The sequence below is a fragment of the Gammaproteobacteria bacterium genome (assembly GCA_003696665.1).
Lineage (GTDB): Bacteria > Pseudomonadota > Gammaproteobacteria > Enterobacterales.
On record RFGJ01000494.1, the window covers coordinates 1 to 19,715 of the forward strand.

General features: G+C 53.0%; 19 protein-coding genes. 4 read left to right on the top strand and 15 right to left on the bottom strand.

Translation table 11 applies throughout. The features are described from left to right. The 12 genes from D6694_11970 to D6694_12025 all read right to left on the bottom strand — a co-directional run. Positions 1–65: prepilin-type N-terminal cleavage/methylation domain-containing protein (locus D6694_11970; protein RMH38673.1), on the bottom strand; the 65-nt coding region annotated here is incomplete at its 3' end. A gap of 29 nt (positions 66–94) precedes the next feature. After that, on the bottom strand, positions 95–631 hold the full coding sequence (locus D6694_11975; protein RMH38655.1) for a prepilin-type N-terminal cleavage/methylation domain-containing protein: 537 nt from the start codon (positions 629–631) through the stop codon (positions 95–97). A gap of 91 nt (positions 632–722) precedes the next feature. Further along, on the bottom strand, positions 723–1,253 hold the full coding sequence (locus D6694_11980) for a hypothetical protein (GenBank protein RMH38656.1): 531 nt from the start codon (positions 1,251–1,253) through the stop codon (positions 723–725). A gap of 2 nt (positions 1,254–1,255) precedes the next feature. Continuing rightward, a complete protein-coding gene (locus D6694_11985) occupies positions 1,256–2,470 on the bottom strand; it encodes a type II secretion system F family protein (GenBank protein RMH38657.1) in 1,215 nt (404 codons plus the stop codon). 1 nt (position 2,471) lies between these two features. Continuing rightward, positions 2,472–4,178 carry a GspE/PulE family protein gene (locus tag D6694_11990; protein ID RMH38658.1) on the bottom strand — a complete coding sequence of 569 codons (1,707 nt, stop codon included), beginning with the start codon at positions 4,176–4,178 and terminating at the stop codon, positions 2,472–2,474. Between the two features lie 2 nt (positions 4,179–4,180). Beyond that, a complete protein-coding gene (locus D6694_11995; protein ID RMH38659.1) occupies positions 4,181–5,347 on the bottom strand; it encodes a tetratricopeptide repeat protein in 1,167 nt (388 codons plus the stop codon). Beyond that, the gene (locus tag D6694_12000; protein ID RMH38660.1) at positions 5,347–6,204 is read right to left on the bottom strand and encodes an AAA family ATPase; all 858 of its coding nucleotides are present in this window, start codon (positions 6,202–6,204) and stop codon (positions 5,347–5,349) included. Before D6694_12000 ends, D6694_11995 begins: the two co-directional genes overlap by 1 nt. A gap of 6 nt (positions 6,205–6,210) precedes the next feature. Next, on the bottom strand, positions 6,211–7,932 hold the full coding sequence (gene mshL / locus D6694_12005; GenBank protein ID RMH38661.1) for a pilus (MSHA type) biogenesis protein MshL: 1,722 nt from the start codon (positions 7,930–7,932) through the stop codon (positions 6,211–6,213). Then, a complete protein-coding gene (locus D6694_12010) occupies positions 7,866–8,177 on the bottom strand; it encodes a hypothetical protein (protein RMH38662.1) in 312 nt (103 codons plus the stop codon). The genes mshL and D6694_12010 overlap by 67 nt, the downstream gene beginning before the upstream one ends. After that, positions 8,164–8,865, bottom strand: coding sequence for a hypothetical protein (locus D6694_12015; protein ID RMH38663.1), 702 nt, complete (start codon positions 8,863–8,865; stop codon positions 8,164–8,166). The genes D6694_12010 and D6694_12015 overlap by 14 nt, the downstream gene beginning before the upstream one ends. Then, positions 8,849–9,496 carry a hypothetical protein gene (locus D6694_12020; protein RMH38664.1) on the bottom strand — a complete coding sequence of 216 codons (648 nt, stop codon included), beginning with the start codon at positions 9,494–9,496 and terminating at the stop codon, positions 8,849–8,851. The genes D6694_12015 and D6694_12020 overlap by 17 nt, the downstream gene beginning before the upstream one ends. Beyond that, positions 9,459–10,379 (bottom strand): hypothetical protein, encoded by a 921-nt coding sequence (locus D6694_12025; protein ID RMH38665.1) that lies wholly within the window; start codon positions 10,377–10,379, stop codon positions 9,459–9,461. The genes D6694_12020 and D6694_12025 overlap by 38 nt, the downstream gene beginning before the upstream one ends. 196 nt (positions 10,380–10,575) lie before the next feature. Here D6694_12025 and D6694_12030 point away from each other — a divergent pair, with 196 nt between their 5' ends. Both D6694_12030 and D6694_12035 read left to right on the top strand, forming a co-directional pair. Next, positions 10,576–10,995, top strand: coding sequence for a cytochrome c5 family protein (locus D6694_12030; GenBank protein RMH38666.1), 420 nt, complete (start codon positions 10,576–10,578; stop codon positions 10,993–10,995). Positions 10,996–11,057: 62 nt separating this feature from the next. Then, positions 11,058–13,139 (top strand): methyl-accepting chemotaxis protein, encoded by a 2,082-nt coding sequence (locus D6694_12035; GenBank protein RMH38667.1) that lies wholly within the window; start codon positions 11,058–11,060, stop codon positions 13,137–13,139. Here D6694_12035 and D6694_12040 read toward each other — a convergent pair. Continuing rightward, positions 13,129–15,144 carry an ATP-dependent DNA helicase Rep gene (locus D6694_12040; protein RMH38668.1) on the bottom strand — a complete coding sequence of 672 codons (2,016 nt, stop codon included), beginning with the start codon at positions 15,142–15,144 and terminating at the stop codon, positions 13,129–13,131. The genes D6694_12035 and D6694_12040 overlap by 11 nt on opposite strands. Between D6694_12040 and D6694_12045 the strand changes: the two genes are divergently transcribed. After that, entirely contained in the window at positions 15,143–15,637 is a 495-nt protein-coding gene (locus D6694_12045; protein ID RMH38669.1) for a rhodanese-like domain-containing protein, read from the top strand. The genes D6694_12040 and D6694_12045 overlap by 2 nt on opposite strands. 18 nt (positions 15,638–15,655) lie before the next feature. Further along, positions 15,656–16,216 carry a DUF3016 domain-containing protein gene (locus D6694_12050; GenBank protein ID RMH38670.1) on the top strand — a complete coding sequence of 187 codons (561 nt, stop codon included), beginning with the start codon at positions 15,656–15,658 and terminating at the stop codon, positions 16,214–16,216. Positions 16,217–16,264: 48 nt separating this feature from the next. Here D6694_12050 and D6694_12055 read toward each other — a convergent pair whose 3' ends face one another. Then, on the bottom strand, positions 16,265–19,417 hold the full coding sequence (locus D6694_12055) for an efflux RND transporter permease subunit (protein ID RMH38671.1): 3,153 nt from the start codon (positions 19,415–19,417) through the stop codon (positions 16,265–16,267). Next, the coding region (locus D6694_12060) for a hypothetical protein (GenBank protein ID RMH38672.1) at positions 19,407–19,715 on the bottom strand (309 nt) is incomplete at its 5' end. The genes D6694_12060 and D6694_12055, both read right to left, overlap by 11 nt.

Below are 19,715 nucleotides of genomic sequence, written 5' to 3' on the forward strand. Positions count from 1 at the left end.
AAAATGCCCAAAATCACGATCACCATCACCAATTCGATCAAGGTGAAACCTGTTTGTTTTTTCATAATAGACTCCTCGTAAACGAATGAAAGGACTAGTTAATTGTGGTCACCACATTGCCATTTGACAAGTCATAAACGATTGTCGACCCTCGGCCATCGAGCAAATACGTATAAATACACTGAGTGCCACTGGCGGAAGCTTGATAGTCATTGTTGGCTGGATTGCCAGAGGTGCCTACGCTCGGCGCACTTGCCTGTAGTACTGCCTGCCAAATCTGCACACAGCGGCCCGCTGTGGGATTGTCAGAGTTATTGCCATTGGTGCTGGCAGGCCAACCGGATTGGGCTGCCCCTGCTCCGGTATCAGTCATATCCAAGGTGTTATCGCCAAAACCAACCAAATTATCTTGACTGCCAGTGGCCGGATTGGCCACCCCGCCATTGGCTATCCACTGAGCATGCGCCAACGCAATGCCCGACGCCAAGGCGCCGCCTGTGCCCCGAATCGCCGCATTATGCGCATTTTGTTGTACGTTGATGTATTTTGGCAGCGCTAACGCGGCCAAAATGCCAATAATGGCAATGACCACCACTAACTCAATTAGGGTAAATCCTCGATGATTTTGCATCACTCATCCGTCCTCTTAAGGGTTTGTAACAACTATAAGGGATAATATTAGTTCAAACAAGCGAGAAATCATCTCACATTCTTAGGGTTACTCATTGTATCCGTTTATTTTTTAGCTGCCACGAAAATTCTGTCGCGACCACGATCCGTATGTCGTGGGCCCGCTTAACACTTTGTCGGGCACTGAAACGATCTTTGACCCACTGCACCTCAATTCGCCATCGCAGTTGATCGGGGGGGGGGAATTTCTTTTTCACCAGTTCTGGATGACGCAATCGATAGACAATTTCATGGCGGACCGGATCATAACCCCATTTGCCGACGGGGAAATGAGACCACTGTTCGCTCAGAACCAATCCTGCGTAATCCTGATGCTCAGGGGCTTCTAACAGCATAAATGGATTCTGTGTTGACAGCCGCTGCAAGGCGTCGGTATCGCCGTCGATGATGGCCTGTGCCAAGCGCCAGCGAAGCGCGGATTCGAGATTTCGCAATTGCTGATTGACTTTGACATATTCACTTTGTTTGAGCCAGTCATTGGCATAACCCAGCAAGACGGCCAGTGCCACCAAGAGTCCAAGAACGGCAAGTGCCAGTCGCAGGTGCTTAAGCTGCCGATACATGGCTATTTTTTGCCCATGACCAGACCGTACATATCCCACATCGGCAGGAAGACCCCCAGCGCCAATAGCAACACCATGGCCGCAATCACGGTCAACAAGATGGGCTCAAGCGCATCGCCCAAACGCTTGACGCTATATTCAACTTCTTGTTCGTAGAATTCGCCCACCTCATCAAGCAGGCTATCCAGACTACCCGTCGTTTCGCCGACGGAAATCATTTGCATTACCAGCGGCGTGAACAGTTCTGAAGCGGCCGCCGCTCGGGTAAAAGATTCGCCTCGTTCAATCATGGCGCGCATCTGCAGCACCTTTTGCTCAACCCAAGCATTGGCCACTGCCCGCGCCACAACGATCAGCGCCTGCAGGATGGGCAAGCCTGCCGCATAGGTCATCGAGAAAGTGCGCGCAAACCGTCCCAACACCACGCGCGTGAAAAGCGGGCCAAAAATCGGCAGTTGCAGCAACTTCTGATGCCAGCGTAATCGCCCAGTCGGCGTCTTCGTCCATCGCCAGAATAGATACCCGGCAGTGAATAAACCGAGCGCCAAATAAATGCCGTAAAAACGAATCAGATCGGACATCCCAATCAAAATGCGCGTCGGCAATGGCAGGTCAGCGCCTAGCTTGGAAAACAGACCGGCAAACTGGGGCACCACCCAAATATTGATAATAATGACGGCCATGACAATGGCCGATACCACCATGATGGGATAACGAAGTGCTTGTTTGACGCGTTGCCGGGTGATGCGCTCCAACTCCAGGTAACGCGCTAACTGGGCAAACGCGAGATCGAGACGCCCAGTGTTCTCTCCAACATGGACCATGGCCACAAACAAGTCGTCGAAGACGGCTCGCTCGGTTTGCAGTGACGCGGCCAAGGGAAGACCACTTTCGAGCGCCTGTTCAACACGCTCCAGGGCCTCAGACAGCGTCTCATTGTGAGTCGAACGCCTAAGGCCATTAATCGCCTGCACCGTAGGGACACCAGCCTTGAGCAAGGCGTGCAGTTGTCGACAAAACATCACCTTGTCTTCCAGCTCCACTTTTGGCTTGCGGCGCAAATCCAAATGCAAAGAAGGCTTTAATACCTCCGCCGAAATCAAGGCGATATTCTGAGCCAGCAGCGCATTGGCCAGCTCATCGCGACTCTCGGCTGGCATTTCGCCAGTGACCAGCTCGCCATTCGGTGTCCTTCCCTGATAGCGAAAATGTGGCATTTTAACGTTCCTCCGGGGCTTCAGTGACGCGATAGACCTCGTCTAGAGTGGTCACGCCATCCAGCGCACAGCTGATGGCCGATTCCACCAACGGCCTGTACAGTTCGCTGGCACTTGCCGCTTCCGCAAAGGCTGCGGGATTACCGCGCCGAAGAGCATCCGCGATCGCCGGCGTCATCTCCAGATACTCATAGATGCCAATGCGCCCCCGATAGCCCGTTTGATGGCAATGGTGACAACCACGCCCGTGGTAGAACGGACGATCCAATAGCTCAGGGAACCGCGCTTCGAGCCAGGCCCGGTCATTCTCATCCAGCGCATATTCGGTTTTGCATGCTTGGCAAATTCGCCTGACCAGACGTTGTGCCATGACACCACGTAAAGCCGATGCGACCAAATATGGCTCGACCCCCATGTCGATCAGGCGCATTGCCGTGGTGACCGCGTCATTGGTATGCAGCGTTGACAACACTAAATGGCCGGTCATCGCCGCCCGCAGTCCAATTTCCGCCGTTTCTTGATCACGCATCTCACCAATCAATATGACGTCGGGATCTGAGCGCAAAGCAGCCCGCAAAATATTTGAAAACGTCAGCCCCACCTTGGGATTCACTTGCACCTGATTGACGCGCTCAATGCGAAATTCGACTGGATCTTCCGCGGTGATAATTTTCCGCGTCGGGCTATTGAGCAATCGCAGCGCCGCATACAAGGTCGTGGTCTTACCGCTGCCAGTGGGGCCTGTCACCAACACCAAGCCATGTGGACTTCTGACCAACTGGCGAAAACGATGCTCTATTTTTTCTGGCATGCCCAATTCTTCGAGCGTCATCATGCCACGGCTCTGATCCAAAAGCCGCATGACGACGGCCTCACCGTGGGTCACCGGCATGGTGGCAATCCGCACATCCACCTCATGCTGCGCCACACGGATGGCAAAGCGGCCATCCTGTGGTAAGCGTTTTTCCGAAATATCCAAGCCAGCCATGATTTTCAAGCGCAGTACCAACGCCGGCGCAATACGCTTTTCGTCCAAAACCTGCTCTTGCAACACACCATCAATTCGCTGGCGAATACGCAAGACCTTTTCTTCCGGTTCTATATGGATGTCGGAAGCTTGCGCTGCGACAGCATCCTCGAACAACGTTTTTAACAACCGCACCACTGGCGCATTTTCAATGGCATCACCCACCTCAGTTTGGGCCAAAGCCATTTCGAGATCGCTGGCGGCGAGGACAGAATCCAGTTCGCCCGCCAACGAATCAATTTCATCGCTGCGACGGTAGACTTGTTCGACCACTGCAAGCCAGTCAGCTTCCCGAATAATGGCGGGATACACCGGAACACCCAGCCGTTCGCGCACCTCGTCCAAGGCATACAGATCCGTTGGGTCGACCATCCCCAACAAATAACCGTCGTCTTTTTTGCCCAACACCAACACCCGGTGCCGACGCGCCAGCGTTTCCGGCAGCCTTCTGACACTGTCGGGATCAATTTCAAAATTGGACAAATCAATGAAAGGCACTTTGAGCTGATCGGACAGCAACGACAACAAGCGGTGCTCGCTGACCAGCCCCATCTGAATGAGGGTGGCACCAAGCTTCCGCCCGGTCTTCTTTTGTTCTTCCAGTGCCGCTTCAAGCTGCGCCTTGGTGATCAGGCCTTTTTGGACCAGTAAATCTCCCAAACGTATGCGTTGTATTGCCATACTCAGTGCGTTCCTGTCTGTTGGAGTCGCGCCAACTGCTGCAGCACGAAAGCACGACTTTTCGGTGTTAACCCTTGCGCTGCCAATGCCTTTTCATATGCCTGTATTGCCGCCCGTGATTGCTGGAGGCGCTCGTGCGCCAAACCGAGTCCAAGCCACCACCTTGCCTCTTTTGGTTGAACCTCCACCAGCTTCTGATATAACGAGGCGGCCAACGCAGGCTTCTCCAGTCTCGCCGCCAACGCGGCCTTCAGTCCGTAAAAACTGATGTATTCTGCAAACGGTTGTGGCATGGAGGCCGCCAACCACTTCCACGCATTTTGCACATCACCTCGTCCCATCAGGAACCTGGCTTTCCATTCTCGGAGGACAGCGGCCGACGGCACGATTGAGAGTCCCTCATCGACAACGGCTTCCGCTTCATCAAGACGCTGATGGGCCACAAGATAAGCCACAAGTTCAATACGGGCGCCCAACAAATCGGGTTTCAACTGCAGTGCTTCACGCAACAAAGCCTCTTGCCTATCTGGGTTTATGCGCGCGCGACGCCACAGCATTTCCGCCTGTGTGGTGCGGGACGCCGACTTGTTTATGGTGACCGCCGGTGTGTCAGAGGCTGACAAGGTCTCGCGACGATTGTGTTCCGCATTTTCTTTACGGTCCGTTATTGCCCTTTTGTCCAAGGGCCGGTGAGGCTCCGAGATAATGGGGCCATCTTTGCTTACTCGCGCTTCATGATTCGCTTTCTCGTTGCTCAAGGCAACTTGTTCGAACTGGCCGCCCGTAGAATGTTTCACCCAATGGGACAAGGGCGGTTCAGATGGCAAAGCTGGCTTTGTCTGCGCCTTCTCGGGTCCAGACGCCATCGCGTCGTTGATGACTGGCTCGGCACGAGGGGCGTGGCGCCGCGGTGCGGCATTATTTGGCACGCGCGCCTCTACCTGAGGTGCTGCCGTCTCAGGCAGTGCCGCATGAACTGGCACAGACCCAGACCAGCGCACCCACCAATACGCAGCGAGCAACAGTACAAGCCCCAAGCCCAACCAAATGATTTTTTTTCGCCGATTGGGTGGCTCATCAACGATAGGCGCCTCCAAGGGTAAAGGACCTGCTTTCATCCCTTGTTCTTGTCGCTCGAGGTCTTTCAACATCTGATTGATGACACTCATCAGATTCGCCTCCACATGCCCGCCAGCCAAGACAGGTGGATATCATCGGTATCCAATGCCGCCAATCGAATATGTCGGCGCTTGATCTGGTAGCGACGCTCACCAAACAGGATGATCAACGCCTTATGCATTAAAATGTTAATGAGTCTTGGAATCCCGCGGCTGTACGCATGAAGCACACGCCATGCAGCCCAAGACAGCGTGACTGGTACAGGATGGGCTGGATTGGCTCTGGCTGCACTTAATCGATGATGCACGTAGGCCTTCAGCTCTGCTCGACTCAACGGCCGCAAATGACATGAAAAGGTGATGCGCTGGCGCAGTTGCCGAAGATGCGGTTGCGCTAGGCGTGCGTCCAATTCCGGTTGGCCAAAAAGCACCACCTGCATAAGTTTTCTTTTTTCCGTTTCCAAATTAGTGAACAAGCGCAACGCCTCCAGCGTCTCGTCAGGCAAAGCTTGTGCCTCATCCACAATCAAGACAACCGGCTTGCCCTCACCCCGCAACTTAATCAAACGTCGTTCGATCATGTTGGTCAGCCGGCCCTGTTCTGTATCGCGCGCCACACGCAATCCTAATTCGGAGGCGAGCTGGAAGCGGAGCGCTTCAGCTGACAGGTAAGGATTAGGAATAAAAGCACAATGATGGCTGGCTTCCAATTTGTCGAGTAATCGACGACACAGCAATGTCTTGCCTGTACCAACTTCACCAACCACTTTGACAAACCCCTCTCCCGTTGCCAATGCCACAAGTAATGTATTCATGGCATCCACATGGGCTGGCAACGCGCAGAAGTAATCGGTATCTGGCGTCAACCCAAACGGAAATTCACGAAAGCCAAAGTGGTATAAGTACATGCGTAATCAATGTGTCTCCAACTGTTCGATACGATCAGCCGATTCACTCAGGTACTGCTGCCACGTATCAGGTTGAACCACTTCCGCTTTCAGCAGGATGACCAATTCGCTTTTCTGCACCTGCTTTTTACGCTGTTCAAATAACCGGCCAAGGACTGGCACATCCGATAAGCCTGGGGCACCCGCGGTATCATCCACGGTTTTTTCTTGCATCAAGCCCCCGATAATGACAATTTGCCCAGACTTGGCGCGTACAATCGTATCCGATTCACGCACCGAGGATATTGCGAGCGGCAAGGTAAACTCATCATCGCCGAGTTTGAGCACTTTGGTTTGATCGCGCACTTCACTGACACTCGGATGGATGTGCAAAATCACATCACCGCGTCGTGAAATTTGCGGCGTCACATCCAGTGCGATCCCCGAAAAGAAAGGCGTCAAGGTGACATCAGGCGTGATGGTCGAGGTGGCCGTACCCGCGACTGTCGTCGTAGAGACATCGGTGACAAAAAATTCATCCGTCCCCACTTTGATGACCGCCTTTTGATTGTTCAAGGTGGAAATTTGGGGGCTGGACAATACCCGCACCTTGCCTTGCGTGCGCAGCAACTCAAGCACCGCAGTAAAGTCACTTTTTTGGTAAACCGCAGAGAAAATCCCTTGCAAGGGATTATTGGCATTATTGCTGGCCACCGGTTGACCCAGTTGCGCCAGATTCAACGTGTTATTGGAATTGACAATGCCAAACGATCGCCAGTCAATCCCTGTCTCTTGCCCATGATTAAGCGTCACTTCCAACACGCGCGCACGGAGAATCACTTGCCTTGACAGGTTTTTCTCCGACATATGCAGATAGTCACGAACCAGTCTTAACGCTCTGGGTTCAGCTCGTACCACCACGACACCGGCTTGCGGACTGACCACCACCTGCGCACCTTTCGAGTCTGCCACCAGAATGCGCAGTGTTTTTTCCAGTTCTTTCCAGACATCGGCATCGGTCTGCGTTTCGATCTCAGTGGAACGTGGGGTTTGGATCGATTGCCCCGTTTTCTGACTGCGCCCTGCCGTCCCACTGAACGCACTACCTGAGGCAGCACCGACGACACCACCTTGCTGGCCACTGCTCGCCTGGCCTGAGTTGACCTGTGTACTCGACCGGCCAAGGCGTTTCAAGTTGATGTACTCCAGCGGAAAAATTTCTGTACGCGGCTGAATGGGCAAAATCGTATAAACGCCCCGTTCAAACCGATATTCATAACCATAGACATCGCGCACGATGTCCATGACCTGAGGCACCGTCACGCCACGCAAATGCAAAGTGATTTTTCCATCGACGCCAGGCGCGAGCACCACGTTATAGGGCGTCTCTTTCATCAAACTGAGAAAAAACTGTCGCGCTGGCACGGAGTCCACATTCACATCGAAACGTGTCTCCGGCGGTGGCGTCGCCACCGTTTGTGCTGGTGGCACAAGCTCGTCAAGCACCTGTGCCTCAGAAATCTGTTGCTGACTGGCGGCATTGCGCAGTATGTCCGCTGCTGGTGTTGCTTTTGTGGTGGGCTCGTGCACCGACCAACTTTGGCAACCCGCCACAGCCAACATCGCCGTCATGGCCCACGTGCATCTTGTTATCCTTCTCCACGATGTCTTTTGTATGCGCTTCATTTGCGTTCTCTTCTTTTCACTTTTGTCGGAACCAAGGTCAACCATTGCTTTGTCCCATGCCATTTCACCAAGACTCGCCCTGATTCAACCTTCAGGAGCTCAATCCCATGTCGACGTTCGCCAACGGTAAAGATTTCGCCATTGATCACGGCTCGAGCCTGTCGGCCTTGAAAAATACCTGTCAATTTAAGCGACTTTGTCTTGATTTTTTGGGGCGCGCTGCCGCCCGGGGGCTGGGTCGGGTCACGCGCCTCAGCCATCGTTGCCCACACCACCAAGCTGAAGAAAATACAACTAATCCAACGCATTGGTGTGCCCCTCCGCCTCAGACATCCCCATTAAAAAGGGCCTGTCACTCAACGAAGCCAATGTCAAACGCACTTCCGCAAATGGATATCGCTTGACTTCGTAACGCAAACCGTCCCATATAAAATGATGTTCTGAATTTTCCAGGTCGTTCACATAAGCTTTGACATCCGCATACCGCCCACGCAAAACAAGCTCAATCGCATGCAAATAGACAAGGGCCGCCTCAGTGTCCTTATTGTGGTCATTGTCGTCCGACTCGACCACGGCAGGTTGCAACGGCTCGGCCGGCAAATTGCGTAACGAGACCACTTGTAACTTGCCACGTCGTTTCAAGACGTCGTGCAAAACACTCGCCATACGTTCAGGCGGAATGAGTGCATTCGTCAATTGGCGAATTTTGCTTTTCTGCAAGGCCACTTGCGCCGACAGCGTATCAACTTTGGTTTGCAGACTCTCGACGGACCCAGATGACGCCAGTGTTTGCTGCACGCTCGCGACTTGTTCCGCCAGCCGACCGTTTTCCGCAGCCATTGAAACAATTTCCGAACGGACCACTTTGGTTTGCTTGGCCATAGGCTGCACCCAAATAAAATCCACCACGGCGACGGCAAGCAGCGGCATTAAAATCAGGAACGCGATTTTTTCGCGGTCACCCAGCTGTTTCCACTGTTTAATTATTCGATTCATTGACTTTCTCTCCAAGCGGCGCGACCACAAAATGTCTCAACGAGCGGTTGTTCTTGTCCGCCTCCAGTCGAATGACACCATATTGCAAATGTGTGGTACTCGGCATACCTTGCAAACGCCGAATCATTTCTGCCACCTGTTCGTCTTTCCGGGTTGCTCCCTCCAGACGTAACCCTCGATGGTCCACGCGAAACGCAGTCAGCCACACTTGATCGGGAATTTTTTCCAGGTCTGTCAGCAGCTGGGAATATTTCAGTTTTTGACGTTTTTGCAAGTCATTGATGAGCTCAATGGTGCCTTGCGATTTTGCCAACATTTGCTGCAATCGTTGAATCCGTTGTGTCATCCTCGCACGAAACACTGCACTCGGCACTTGTGACTCCAAGCGCGTCAATTGCGCCTTCAGCGCTGCCTGCTGCGCTTGCGTCGCTTCGCGCTTCTCGTACGCCGCACTGAGCTCAGAATACGCCCACCAGAAATCAGCAAAAGCGATCACGAGCCCGACCACCACGGCCAACCCAAGATACACAATGGGTATCCGTTCTGGTGGTGGTAACAAATCGCCATAATACAAATTGACCCTTTGCTGAGTGTCAGCCATGCCCATCCTCCACCACTCGCGCTGCCGCATCTGCCAACGTCAAGGCTCGCCTGATGTCGGGGTGATCATTTCCGTCGCCCAAGGTCGGCGAAGTCAACACCTTGATCTCAATCCCCAAATTCGCGGCCAGATAACCGGCGAGATCATCCGTCATGCCACCCCAATCAGGCACCAGTGCGAGTTTGACCGGCGGCTGCTGGAGCTGTGTCTGGTAAAAATCGAGCGTACGCTGCATTTCGAGAAGCAGTGATTCCCGCACATCCAGATCGTCCGGCATCAGGTATTCTTCCCACGCCCGCATGCCACTGAGCGTTCTGGTCATGTAGAGGGCACTGTTTCGGTACAATAAAAAGGCTATCCGTTCCTTGCGAGGCGCAGTCACACAGAGTCCCTTACCGACCTCTTCACCAAGATCGCTGGAAAACAAGTGACGGAGCTCCAACTCCGGCACACTGATGGCATCGATATCTAGGTCGGCGTCGTGTATCGCATCAACCAATTTTTTGAGCCGCGGTTTATGCGCCACCACAACGTTGACGCGCTCGTGAGCGCCGCGAACATCATCCGGCAATGGGAAATAGTCAATTTGACATTCGTTGACGGGATACTCCAAACGATCGCGCACCGCCAACGCCAAAATCTGACGCCAATCTGACTGCGGCACATTGTCATCCGGCCGTTGCGCCTGAAACAATTGATATTGATCAAAATCCAGTACCAGTCGAATCTTCGCTGATGTACGACGGCCTGCCTGACTTCGGATCCACGTTGCCACCATTGGCCAATCGGCAGGCGCGAACGCATGATAATAAGCCTGCCCACGTGTGACCATAGCGGCATAAATCCCTGTCTCCGTTGAAACTGCCCCCACTGTCAAATGTTCAGCCGCAGATTTTATGACTTTTCCCCACATGAACCATTCTCTGTTTTATTCATAAAATTTTTACTTATTGCAGTGTGCCGCCAACCACCATCTCTCGGACAGTCGCCATTCCCCGGCATGTTGCCATAGCTTCAAGATATTTTCCATTCTAGCCTAATTATCGCTATAATCACGACCAATTCTTGGCCCGAGCAGACATCAGCAGAGAAAAAAGAGGTTACTGCCCATGAATTTTCGTTCCAAGACCTTGTTGGTCACATTGAGCATGGTTTGTGGTTTGGCACTGGCCCATCACCTCGACCCTGAGAATATTGATAAAAGAACTGCCCCAGTTGGCAAGGTATACAAAGTAGGCGACAAAGTGCCAGACGTCACGGCGTCAACGGGCAGCAATGAAAAAGCGGCACGTTCCGGCGAAACCATCGTAAATACCTTTTGCGCAGGCTGTCATGCCTCTGGCGCGGCTGGCGCCCCGAAGATTGGCAATAAGGCAGACTGGGCGCCAAGAGTTGCCAAAGGTAAAGACACCCTCGTCAAACATGCACTGCAAGGGTTCAATGCCATGCCGCCAAAAGGCTTGTGCATGGACTGTAGTGACGACGAGATCAAAGCTGCCGTCAGTTATCTGCTCAAGCAGGTACAATAAAAGCGCAATACTGTTGTGAAAAAAGCGGCCTCGGCCGCTTTTTTCTTTAAGATCTTTGAAATTTGGCCGATTATGTACAAACCTATAAGAAAAACCGACTTGTGCATGGCCCAATGAAAGATTTTTTCCGACCTGCCGTCGTGTTTATGAACCAGCTCACCTACGGACTAAAGCTGAGTCTGGTGACACTATTATTTTTGATTCCTATCGTGATAGTGGGCTATGGCTTGGTCGAACAAATCTCCGATCGGATTGAACGCACCCGGAATGAGCTCAGGGGCCTTCAACGCTTGGATGACGTCTACCAAGCGCTCGCGCTCGCCCACCAAGTTCAGCGCACCCATCTCCTTCTCACATTGAAATTTGACACCCCCCACAAGAATGCGGCGGAACTCAGTGTGAATGCACTGGCCAAACAGCTGCGCGCGATGGCGTCACCACTCGGTTGTCGCGCCGATAGCCGATGGCAACAAAAACTCACAGCCCTGTCAAACACGGTCAAAGACACAACAGGCCGTGTGACGACATCAGCTCGTAATCTTAACGACCTCATTCGAAGTTTCTCTCCCATTTCGCAAGCAGTTCATGATCTTTTTAAAGTGGTTGCGGATGAGTGTGATCTGCTTAATGACGGGACCTCATCAACGTTCTATCTTGGCCAAACCATCACGTCAATGATTCCCGAAGCGCTCGACAAGTTTGCCAACAGCCGCGCAGTGACAATGTATGCGGTCACTCAAAATCCCATTGCCTCAGCCACTTACGATGCGCTCGCCAACAGTATTGATGGCTTGACGGCTTTTCAGGAAACCGCTGCGCTCAGACTCAAATATGCGTTTTCGCTCGACCCCGATATTGCCAAAACACTGACCCCCAAGCTGGATGCCGCCCTGCGAGTCATTCCAAATTGGTCCGATTTTGTCAATCAGGAGCTCATTGAAGCGATTCAGGTGCAAGTCGCGCCGGACACAGTGGCGCAGCACGCACAAAAACTTCATGATGCGTGGATGAGCCTATATCAAGCGGCACGTGATCTCTTCGAAGGGCGACTGTTGGCGCGTCTAGAAGCCTTGCAAGGCAAGTTGAGATTTTATGTGGCGGCGACACTGATCGTACTGCTTGCTGTCCTCTATCTGTTTGTCGGTATGTCGATCAGTATCCGTGCCACCATTCACTCGGTTGGCAGAGCCGCCGCGCGTCTGGCACAAGGCGACACCACAGCCCGCGTCAAAATTTATACGAAAGACGAAATGGCACAGCTTGCGCGCGATTTTAATGCGATGAGCGAGCGCATGCATGATTTGATTGGTAAAGTCTCAAGCACGGCGGTCGAGGTCAGTCACCAAGCCGAACACCTTCGCCATCTGGCCAGAGAGGCCAATCAGTCACTTGACGAACAACGCGAAGATGCCGACAAAATCACCCGCCTGACACGGGAGCTGGACGACTCGGTGAAGCTGCTTACGGAGAATACCGCTCAAGTGGCCGACGCGGCATCACATGCGGATACCGAAGCACAACGCGGTCGACAAACTGTGCTCGAGGCCAGCCAAGCCATTTCACAATTATCTGACGAAATTGGCGAATCGGTAGCCACCATTAATCACCTCAAAGCACAAAGCAATAATATTGCCCAAGTGCTCGAGGTCATCCGTACGATTGCTGAACAAACCAACTTGCTCGCACTCAATGCGGCCATTGAAGCCGCGCGTGCTGGCGAACAAGGTCGCGGATTCGCCGTCGTGGCCGATGAGGTGAGGGCACTGGCACAACGGACCCATGAATCGACCGAAGAAATTCAAGCGACCATTGCGTCGCTGCACGAAGGGGTGGCACAGGCGGTGAGCCAAATGGAGCGGAGCCAACAAAGTGCTTCAGAAACCGTGCGTCATGCCGAACGCATCAATGCTGCCTTGAGCGCGATTGTGGATGCGGTACAAAGCATTGTGGCGCGCAATGCCGCCAGTGAGCAGAGCGCCGATGCGCAAAGAAAGCTCGCCGACAGCATTGAGCTACTTGTCCGCAGAATCAACGAGCATATGGATGTCAGCGCACAAAGCTCCGATAAAACGCTGGCGGCCAGCGAAGAAGTGGCGCGGTTGGCGGCAGAACTCAGCCATCAGGTGGAACAATTTAAGATTTAGCGCGGCCCAGTCGTGCCCGCAAAGCGGCCAGGTTGGCCTGATTCACCTGCTGCTGCTCGTTGTCCGAGAGCTTAGCATGCGGATTCTCCCATTGCAGGTCTTCTGGTGGCAATTCATCTAAGAACCGACTGGGCTGGCAAGTGATGACCTCCCCAAAACGTCTTCGCGTTTGTGCCATGGTCAGTATTAATTCCTGTCGGGCCCGTGTAATTCCCACATAAGCCAAACGGCGCTCCTCTTCAATCGTATCTTCCTCGATGGCCGTGCGATGTGGCAACAGTTCTTCTTCACACCCAACCAGATAGACCACCGGAAATTCCAACCCTTTGGCCGCATGCAACGTCATCAGTTGCACTTGATCCTGCTTTTCATCGCTATCGAGACGCTCAAGGCGATCAAACAGCATCAGTCGTTGCACGATGTCCGCCAATGTCCGCGCTTGGCCTTCGTCGTCACAGCTAAGGCGATCTATCCAGTCAATCAGATCCAACACGTTTTGCCAGCGGAACGTGGCCACCTTTTCGTTGCTCGCGTTCTCGACGAGCCAATGACGATAGTCCACCTGCGCCAACAAATCTTTCAGACACTTTTCAAGCGCGTGCTCATTTAACTCAGCGCGTATGCGGTCTATCATCTGTCGAAACTCCGTCAGTCGCTGCCACCGCCGTTGGGTGATACCTTCGGGAACTTCCGATGCCGAAAGGGCGGCAAATAAGCTTTGTTGTGTTGCTCGGGCGTGATTGGCGAGTGCTTCCAACGTCGCAGGACCAATGTCTCGAGTCGGAGTGTTGATGATGCGGAGAAACGCATTGTCATCATCGGGATTAGCCAGCAAGCGGCAATAAGCCAGAACATCCTTGATTTCCTTGCGGGCGAAAAAAGAAGTGCCACCAGTTAATCGGTAAGGAATCTGTTGATTCATCAAGGCCTGCTCGAAGATACGTGCTTGATGATTTCCCCGATATAAAATGGCAACATCGCCGTAATTCAATGTTCGATTGAATCGACGCCGCATGATTTCGGCCGCCACATAGTCAGCCTCGGCCGTCTCGTTCGGCATGGACACCACGCGTATCGGTGGACCAAATTCGTGTTCTGACCACAGTTTTTTTTCAAACAAATGGGGATTATTGGCGATCAAATGGTTGGCGGCCTTGAGGATCCGGCCCGTCGAACGGTAATTCTGCTCCAAAGTGATCACTTCAAGGTTCGGGAAATCCCGCTTCAATTGCGCCAAATTTTCTGGGTTAGCCCCACGCCACGCATAGATTGACTGATCATCATCCCCGACCACGGTAAACTTTGCGCGTTGACCGACCAAATGGCGCATCAAACGATACTGCGCCACATTGGTGTCCTGATATTCATCAACCAATAGGTAGCGTATCCGCTGTTGCCAGCGGGCACGGATCGTTTCATTCGACAACAGTTTGACCGGCAAGCGAATCAGATCATCAAAATCGACCCCATTGTAGGCGGCCAATACACGCTCATAGCTGGCGTACAAACGCGCCGCTTCCTGCGTTTGTTGATCGAGCGCCGTCTTCAGTGCCTCTTCCGGCTCAATCAATTCACCTTTCCACTGCCCGATTTGCCACTGTACATATTTGGTAAAAACCTTGTCTGCCGCCAAATCCGCTGGCAGCAACTCCTTGATCACATTCAGCGCATCTTGCTCATCAAAGATAGAAAATCCTGCCCGAAGGTGCGTCTGGTGAATTTCCTGATGCAGGAATTGCAAGCCAAAATGGTGGAACGTCGACACGTTCAGCCCTCTTGCCTCAGCAGCATTGAGCGCACCTTGCACGCGCGCTTTCATCTCACGCGCTGCTTTATTGGTAAAGGTCACCGCCAATATTTCATGGGCGGCATACTGACAGTGGCGGATCAGGTGGACAATCTTCGCTGTGATCACACTGGTTTTGCCGCTACCCGCACCGGCGAGTACGAGCAGCGGCCCATGAATATGGCTGACGGCATCCTGTTGTTTGGGGTTCAGGCGCATGACTGCGAGCAATCCGGGCACAGGAAGGTCAGGGATTATAACATCGCGACGTTGTCTTTCGTGCAGACAATCTTGGTATCATCTATCCTTGACAAGGAGCCACTTCGGAGGATGTACCATGGTGAAGTTTCTGCTCAGCGTTTTACTGGTGTTGCCAAGTCTTGCTTTGTCTAAGGTTGAGACGATCTCCGCCGATGCCTTGCTCGCGCAGCAATCCCAGAACAAAACACTCGTCATATTGGATGTACGCACCACAGATGAATTCTTGCAAGGGCACGTCCCGGGCGCGATCAATATTTCGCACGACGAGCTTGAGAAAAAGCTCAATACCCTCATGCCATATCGGAGCCAACCAATCGTGGTCTACTGTCGCTCCGGTCGTCGGGCCAAACTGGCCATCGATATGCTGGAAAAAGCCGGGTTTGAGAAAATTTATCACCTCGCAGGCGATATGAATCAATGGCAGGCGGAAAACCGGCCAATCGAAAAATAGAAACGCGCTGTCAACCGAATGCAGGGTAGTGCGTTGTATGCGGTTGACCACAAACACAACAGGAGGTGGCCTATGAACCGAACACGACTATCTATCATCATGTGCGGGCTGTTGACTGCGGCAGTTGCGACGGCCAAAACGCCGCAGGTATCCGTGCAATGGGTTCACCCTGAGAAGTACACAGACGTACAGGAAACCATTGGCGCTCCCGACAAGCATCGTGGACAGATATTGGCGCGACTGGAAGCGCACTTACGCCGTGAAGCCAAACGGTATCTGGCGCCTGATCAACGTCTTGAGGTTGAGGTTCTTGACGTCGACTTGGCTGGTCACGTGTGGCCGGTCGAAGGTCAGGATCGGCGCATCGTTCGCGACATCGACTTTCCAAAAATCGTTTTGCGTTATCGGCTGTATGAGGGAGATAACATGGTGGCACAGGACACTGTGACGCTAAAAGATATGGATTTCTTGCGGCGCGTGCCCAAAAAAACACCAGCCGATGGCTTGCGTTTTGAAAAGCGGCTGCTCAGCGACTGGCTAAGACAACTATCTCAAAAGACACAAGTCGCACATCAATGACGGATTGCGGGGCAAACGCCCCGCGATTACTTATCGCCTCCATTCTGATCATTCCTGCTCCATCGCGAATGGTTGAGAACCACGCAGTGTTTTCACCCATCGCTTGAAATCCTCGAGTGTCGCATACAATGCTGGCACTAGGAACAGCGTGATGACCGTGGCGAACAGAATGCCCATCCCCAACGAAATGGCCATGGGAATGATGAATTGCGCCTGCAAGGATTTTTCAAAGTAAATGGGGAGCAAGCCGGCAAAGGTTGTCAGCGAGGTCAAAACCACCGCCCGGAACCGTTGGCACGCGCCTTCTTGAACCGCTTCCACTACCGACATAGTGCCTGTGTCTCGGGCGCGATTGACAAAGTCGACCAACAATAACGAGTCATTGACCACCACACCACCAAGGGCAACAATGCCAAAAAGCGACATCATGCTTAAGCTGAACCCCATCAGGTAGTGACCGATAATCGCCCCAATCACACCAAATGGGATCACCGACATCACGATCAACGGCTGGCTATAGGATTTCAAGGGTACGGCCAAAAGCACATAAATGAGGAACAATGAGAGGGCAAACGCCTTGGCAATGGCCGTGCCAAGCTCTTGACGCGCCTCGCTTGCCCCGGTTAGCCCGGCCTTGACCGCCGGGTAATCTTTTAAGATTTCCGGCAGCACGTTACGATAGACGTCCCGCAGTACCTGGTCCGACTCCACCTTGTCCGGATTGATGTCCGCCATGACACGAATGGCACGCGCCCCATCTTGACGGCTAATCGTCGAATACGCGGCGCCCATCTCAAGCTCTGCCACCTGCATGAGCGGCACAGCCTGACCACTTGGCGTGCGAATCCACATACGCTTCAAATCATAAAGTGACTGTCGAAGCTCGCGTGGATAGCGCACCATCACCTTCACTTCATCTCGACCTCGCTGAATGCGTTGTGCCTCATCGCCGTAAATGGCTTGACGGACCTGGCGGCCTAGCTCCAATTGCGTCAAGCCAAGCGGCTCTGCCTCCGGTTTGATTTTCAGTTTGATTTCCTGAGTGCCTGAACTGAAACTACTGCGAACGTCGTAGACGCCCTCATAAGATTTGAGTCGATCCATCAACTGACTGGCCGCACGTTCAAGCTGATCGTAGTTGCGTCCTGTCAACTTGAAAGACAAGGCGGCCCCGCCCCCGACATTGGTGCCAGCAAAAAATCTCACTTCCTTAACGCCCGGCAGCTCCCCGACCGCACGCCGCCAACGGCGTTCAATCTCAAACGCATTGATGCTTCGCGTTTCTGCCTTGGTCAACTCCATGAACACGTTGCCACCGGTGTCGCCATTCGTCCATAGCATGATGTGCTTGAGAAAGCCACCTTCCTCGGGATGCGTCTTGTCCCACTCATCGCTGATTTTATAAGCGGCCTGTTCAACCCGAGACAGAACATTATCTCGCATGGCCACTGATGCGCCATCGTTGAGCACCACATTGACCTGAATAAAGTCGCTAGGCACCGTCGGAAATATCTCAGTCCGTACCAAACCGCCGGTGACCAGCCCACTGGCCATAATCACCAAACCGAAGAAGGTCGCGATAGTGGGGTACCGCCAGCGCGTCGTCCAGCCGACCGCGCGACGGTAGTGAGTCTGCACAAATCGCTCAAACCCATCGCGGAAAGCATGCTGAAAGCGCTCAAACGCATTGGCGCTTTTGGGGTCATAGGGTTTAAATTTCATATGCGCCAAATGCGCCGGCAAGATTAGTTTGGACTCCATTAAGGAAAATAGTAAACACAGACTGACGATAATTGATATTTGAGTGAAAAATACCGACGGCCCGACGTCAATGAACAGTGTCGGTGCAAAAGCGGCGATGGTCGTCAAGACGCCGAAGGTGGCCGGCGTCGCCACCCGTTGTGCACCAATGATGACATTGTCGACGGACTGTCCGTCTTTTTTGATGGTCGTATAAATGCTTTCCCCGATAACGATGGCATCATCCACCACAATCCCTAACACCAAGATAAAGGCGAACAGGCTCAGGAGGTTAATGCTCACCGCCCAAGGGCCAAGGTTCGGCATGACCAAAAAAGCGCCCATAAAGCTGATGGGAATGCCAAGCATCACCCAAAAAGCAAGACGAACCCTGAGAAACAAAGTGAGAATCAAGAAGACCAGAATCGCGCCTTGAAACAGATTGCTCCACATCATGTCAAGGCGGCCTTTCAAATAGTAGGACGTGTCTCCCCAAACTTCGAGGTTCACCCCTTTAGGCAACGTCTTACGCTTTTGTTCGACATAACGCTTCACGTCTTCCGCGATTTCAATGTCATTTTGATCGCCGATCGACAACACCTGAATCGACGTCACTGGTTTGCCATCAAAATGTGAATACTCATCACTTTCGACAAATCCATCCCGGATGGTCGCCACGTCACTTAATTTGAGCTCCGTACCATCGGACGTGGTGCGCACGACGATATTGGCAAACTCCTGGCCAGTGTAGGCCTGCCCGAGGGTACGAACACGGATGTCTCCCCCTTTTGTCTTGAGGCTTCCCGCCGGCAGATCCAATGACGAACGGCGAATGGCATTGGTAATGTCGGATATCGTCAACCCATATTTCAGTAGCCGGTTCTGGTCAATTTCGATGGTCATTTCGTAGGGCCGTTTGCCCACCACACTCACCTGATTGACCGAAGGTAATGCGGCGATTTCATCTCGGATTTCATCGGCCAATGTTTGTCGTGAGCGTCGGTCCATGTCGCCATATAACGCGAGCCATAGCACCTGATTGGTTCGCTCTTCCTTGGCGACGATCGGCTTTTCTGCTTGATCCGGAAAGGTGGAAATCGCATCCACACGCATCTTAATCTCGTTGAGCACTTCATTGAGATCGAAGTCATTATCGACCTCCACCCTCACCATGCCAAAGCCTTCACTGGCTGAAGAACGCACCTGCTCAATGCCATTCACGTCACGAATGGCATCTTCAATCTTCAGAATCACGCCCTGCTCGACGTCGGCAGGCGCTGCCCCCGGCAGTGCGACAGAGACCACAATCCAATTACGTTGAAACTCGGGAAACATGCGTTTATTGATGCCGAAGTAACTGACCAGGCCAGCCACGAGCACAAACCACATCAGCAAATTTGCGGCAACGCTGTTACGCGCAAACCAAGCAATGATTCCTTGGCGTGTCTGATCAACGTGCATTGTCGACCTCCTCGGCGACAACCGCCTTGTCAACTGGCTCCGATGACGCGGCCTTACCTTCCTCAGACGCGCTGTGTTTGGCGTCACCATGACCTGATGGCTTCGCTTCTGCGATGCGAACGGTCATGCCATCGACCCATGATTCCAAAGGTGTCGTGACGAGACGGTCACCAGATTCGATACCGGACTTCACATAGACGTATTCGCGGTCACCACGGATTGGGGCAAGCGTTCGTGTGCGGAGCTTATTGTCGCCATCGACCACCAGTATTTGATCACTGCCATGAATGGCAAGACG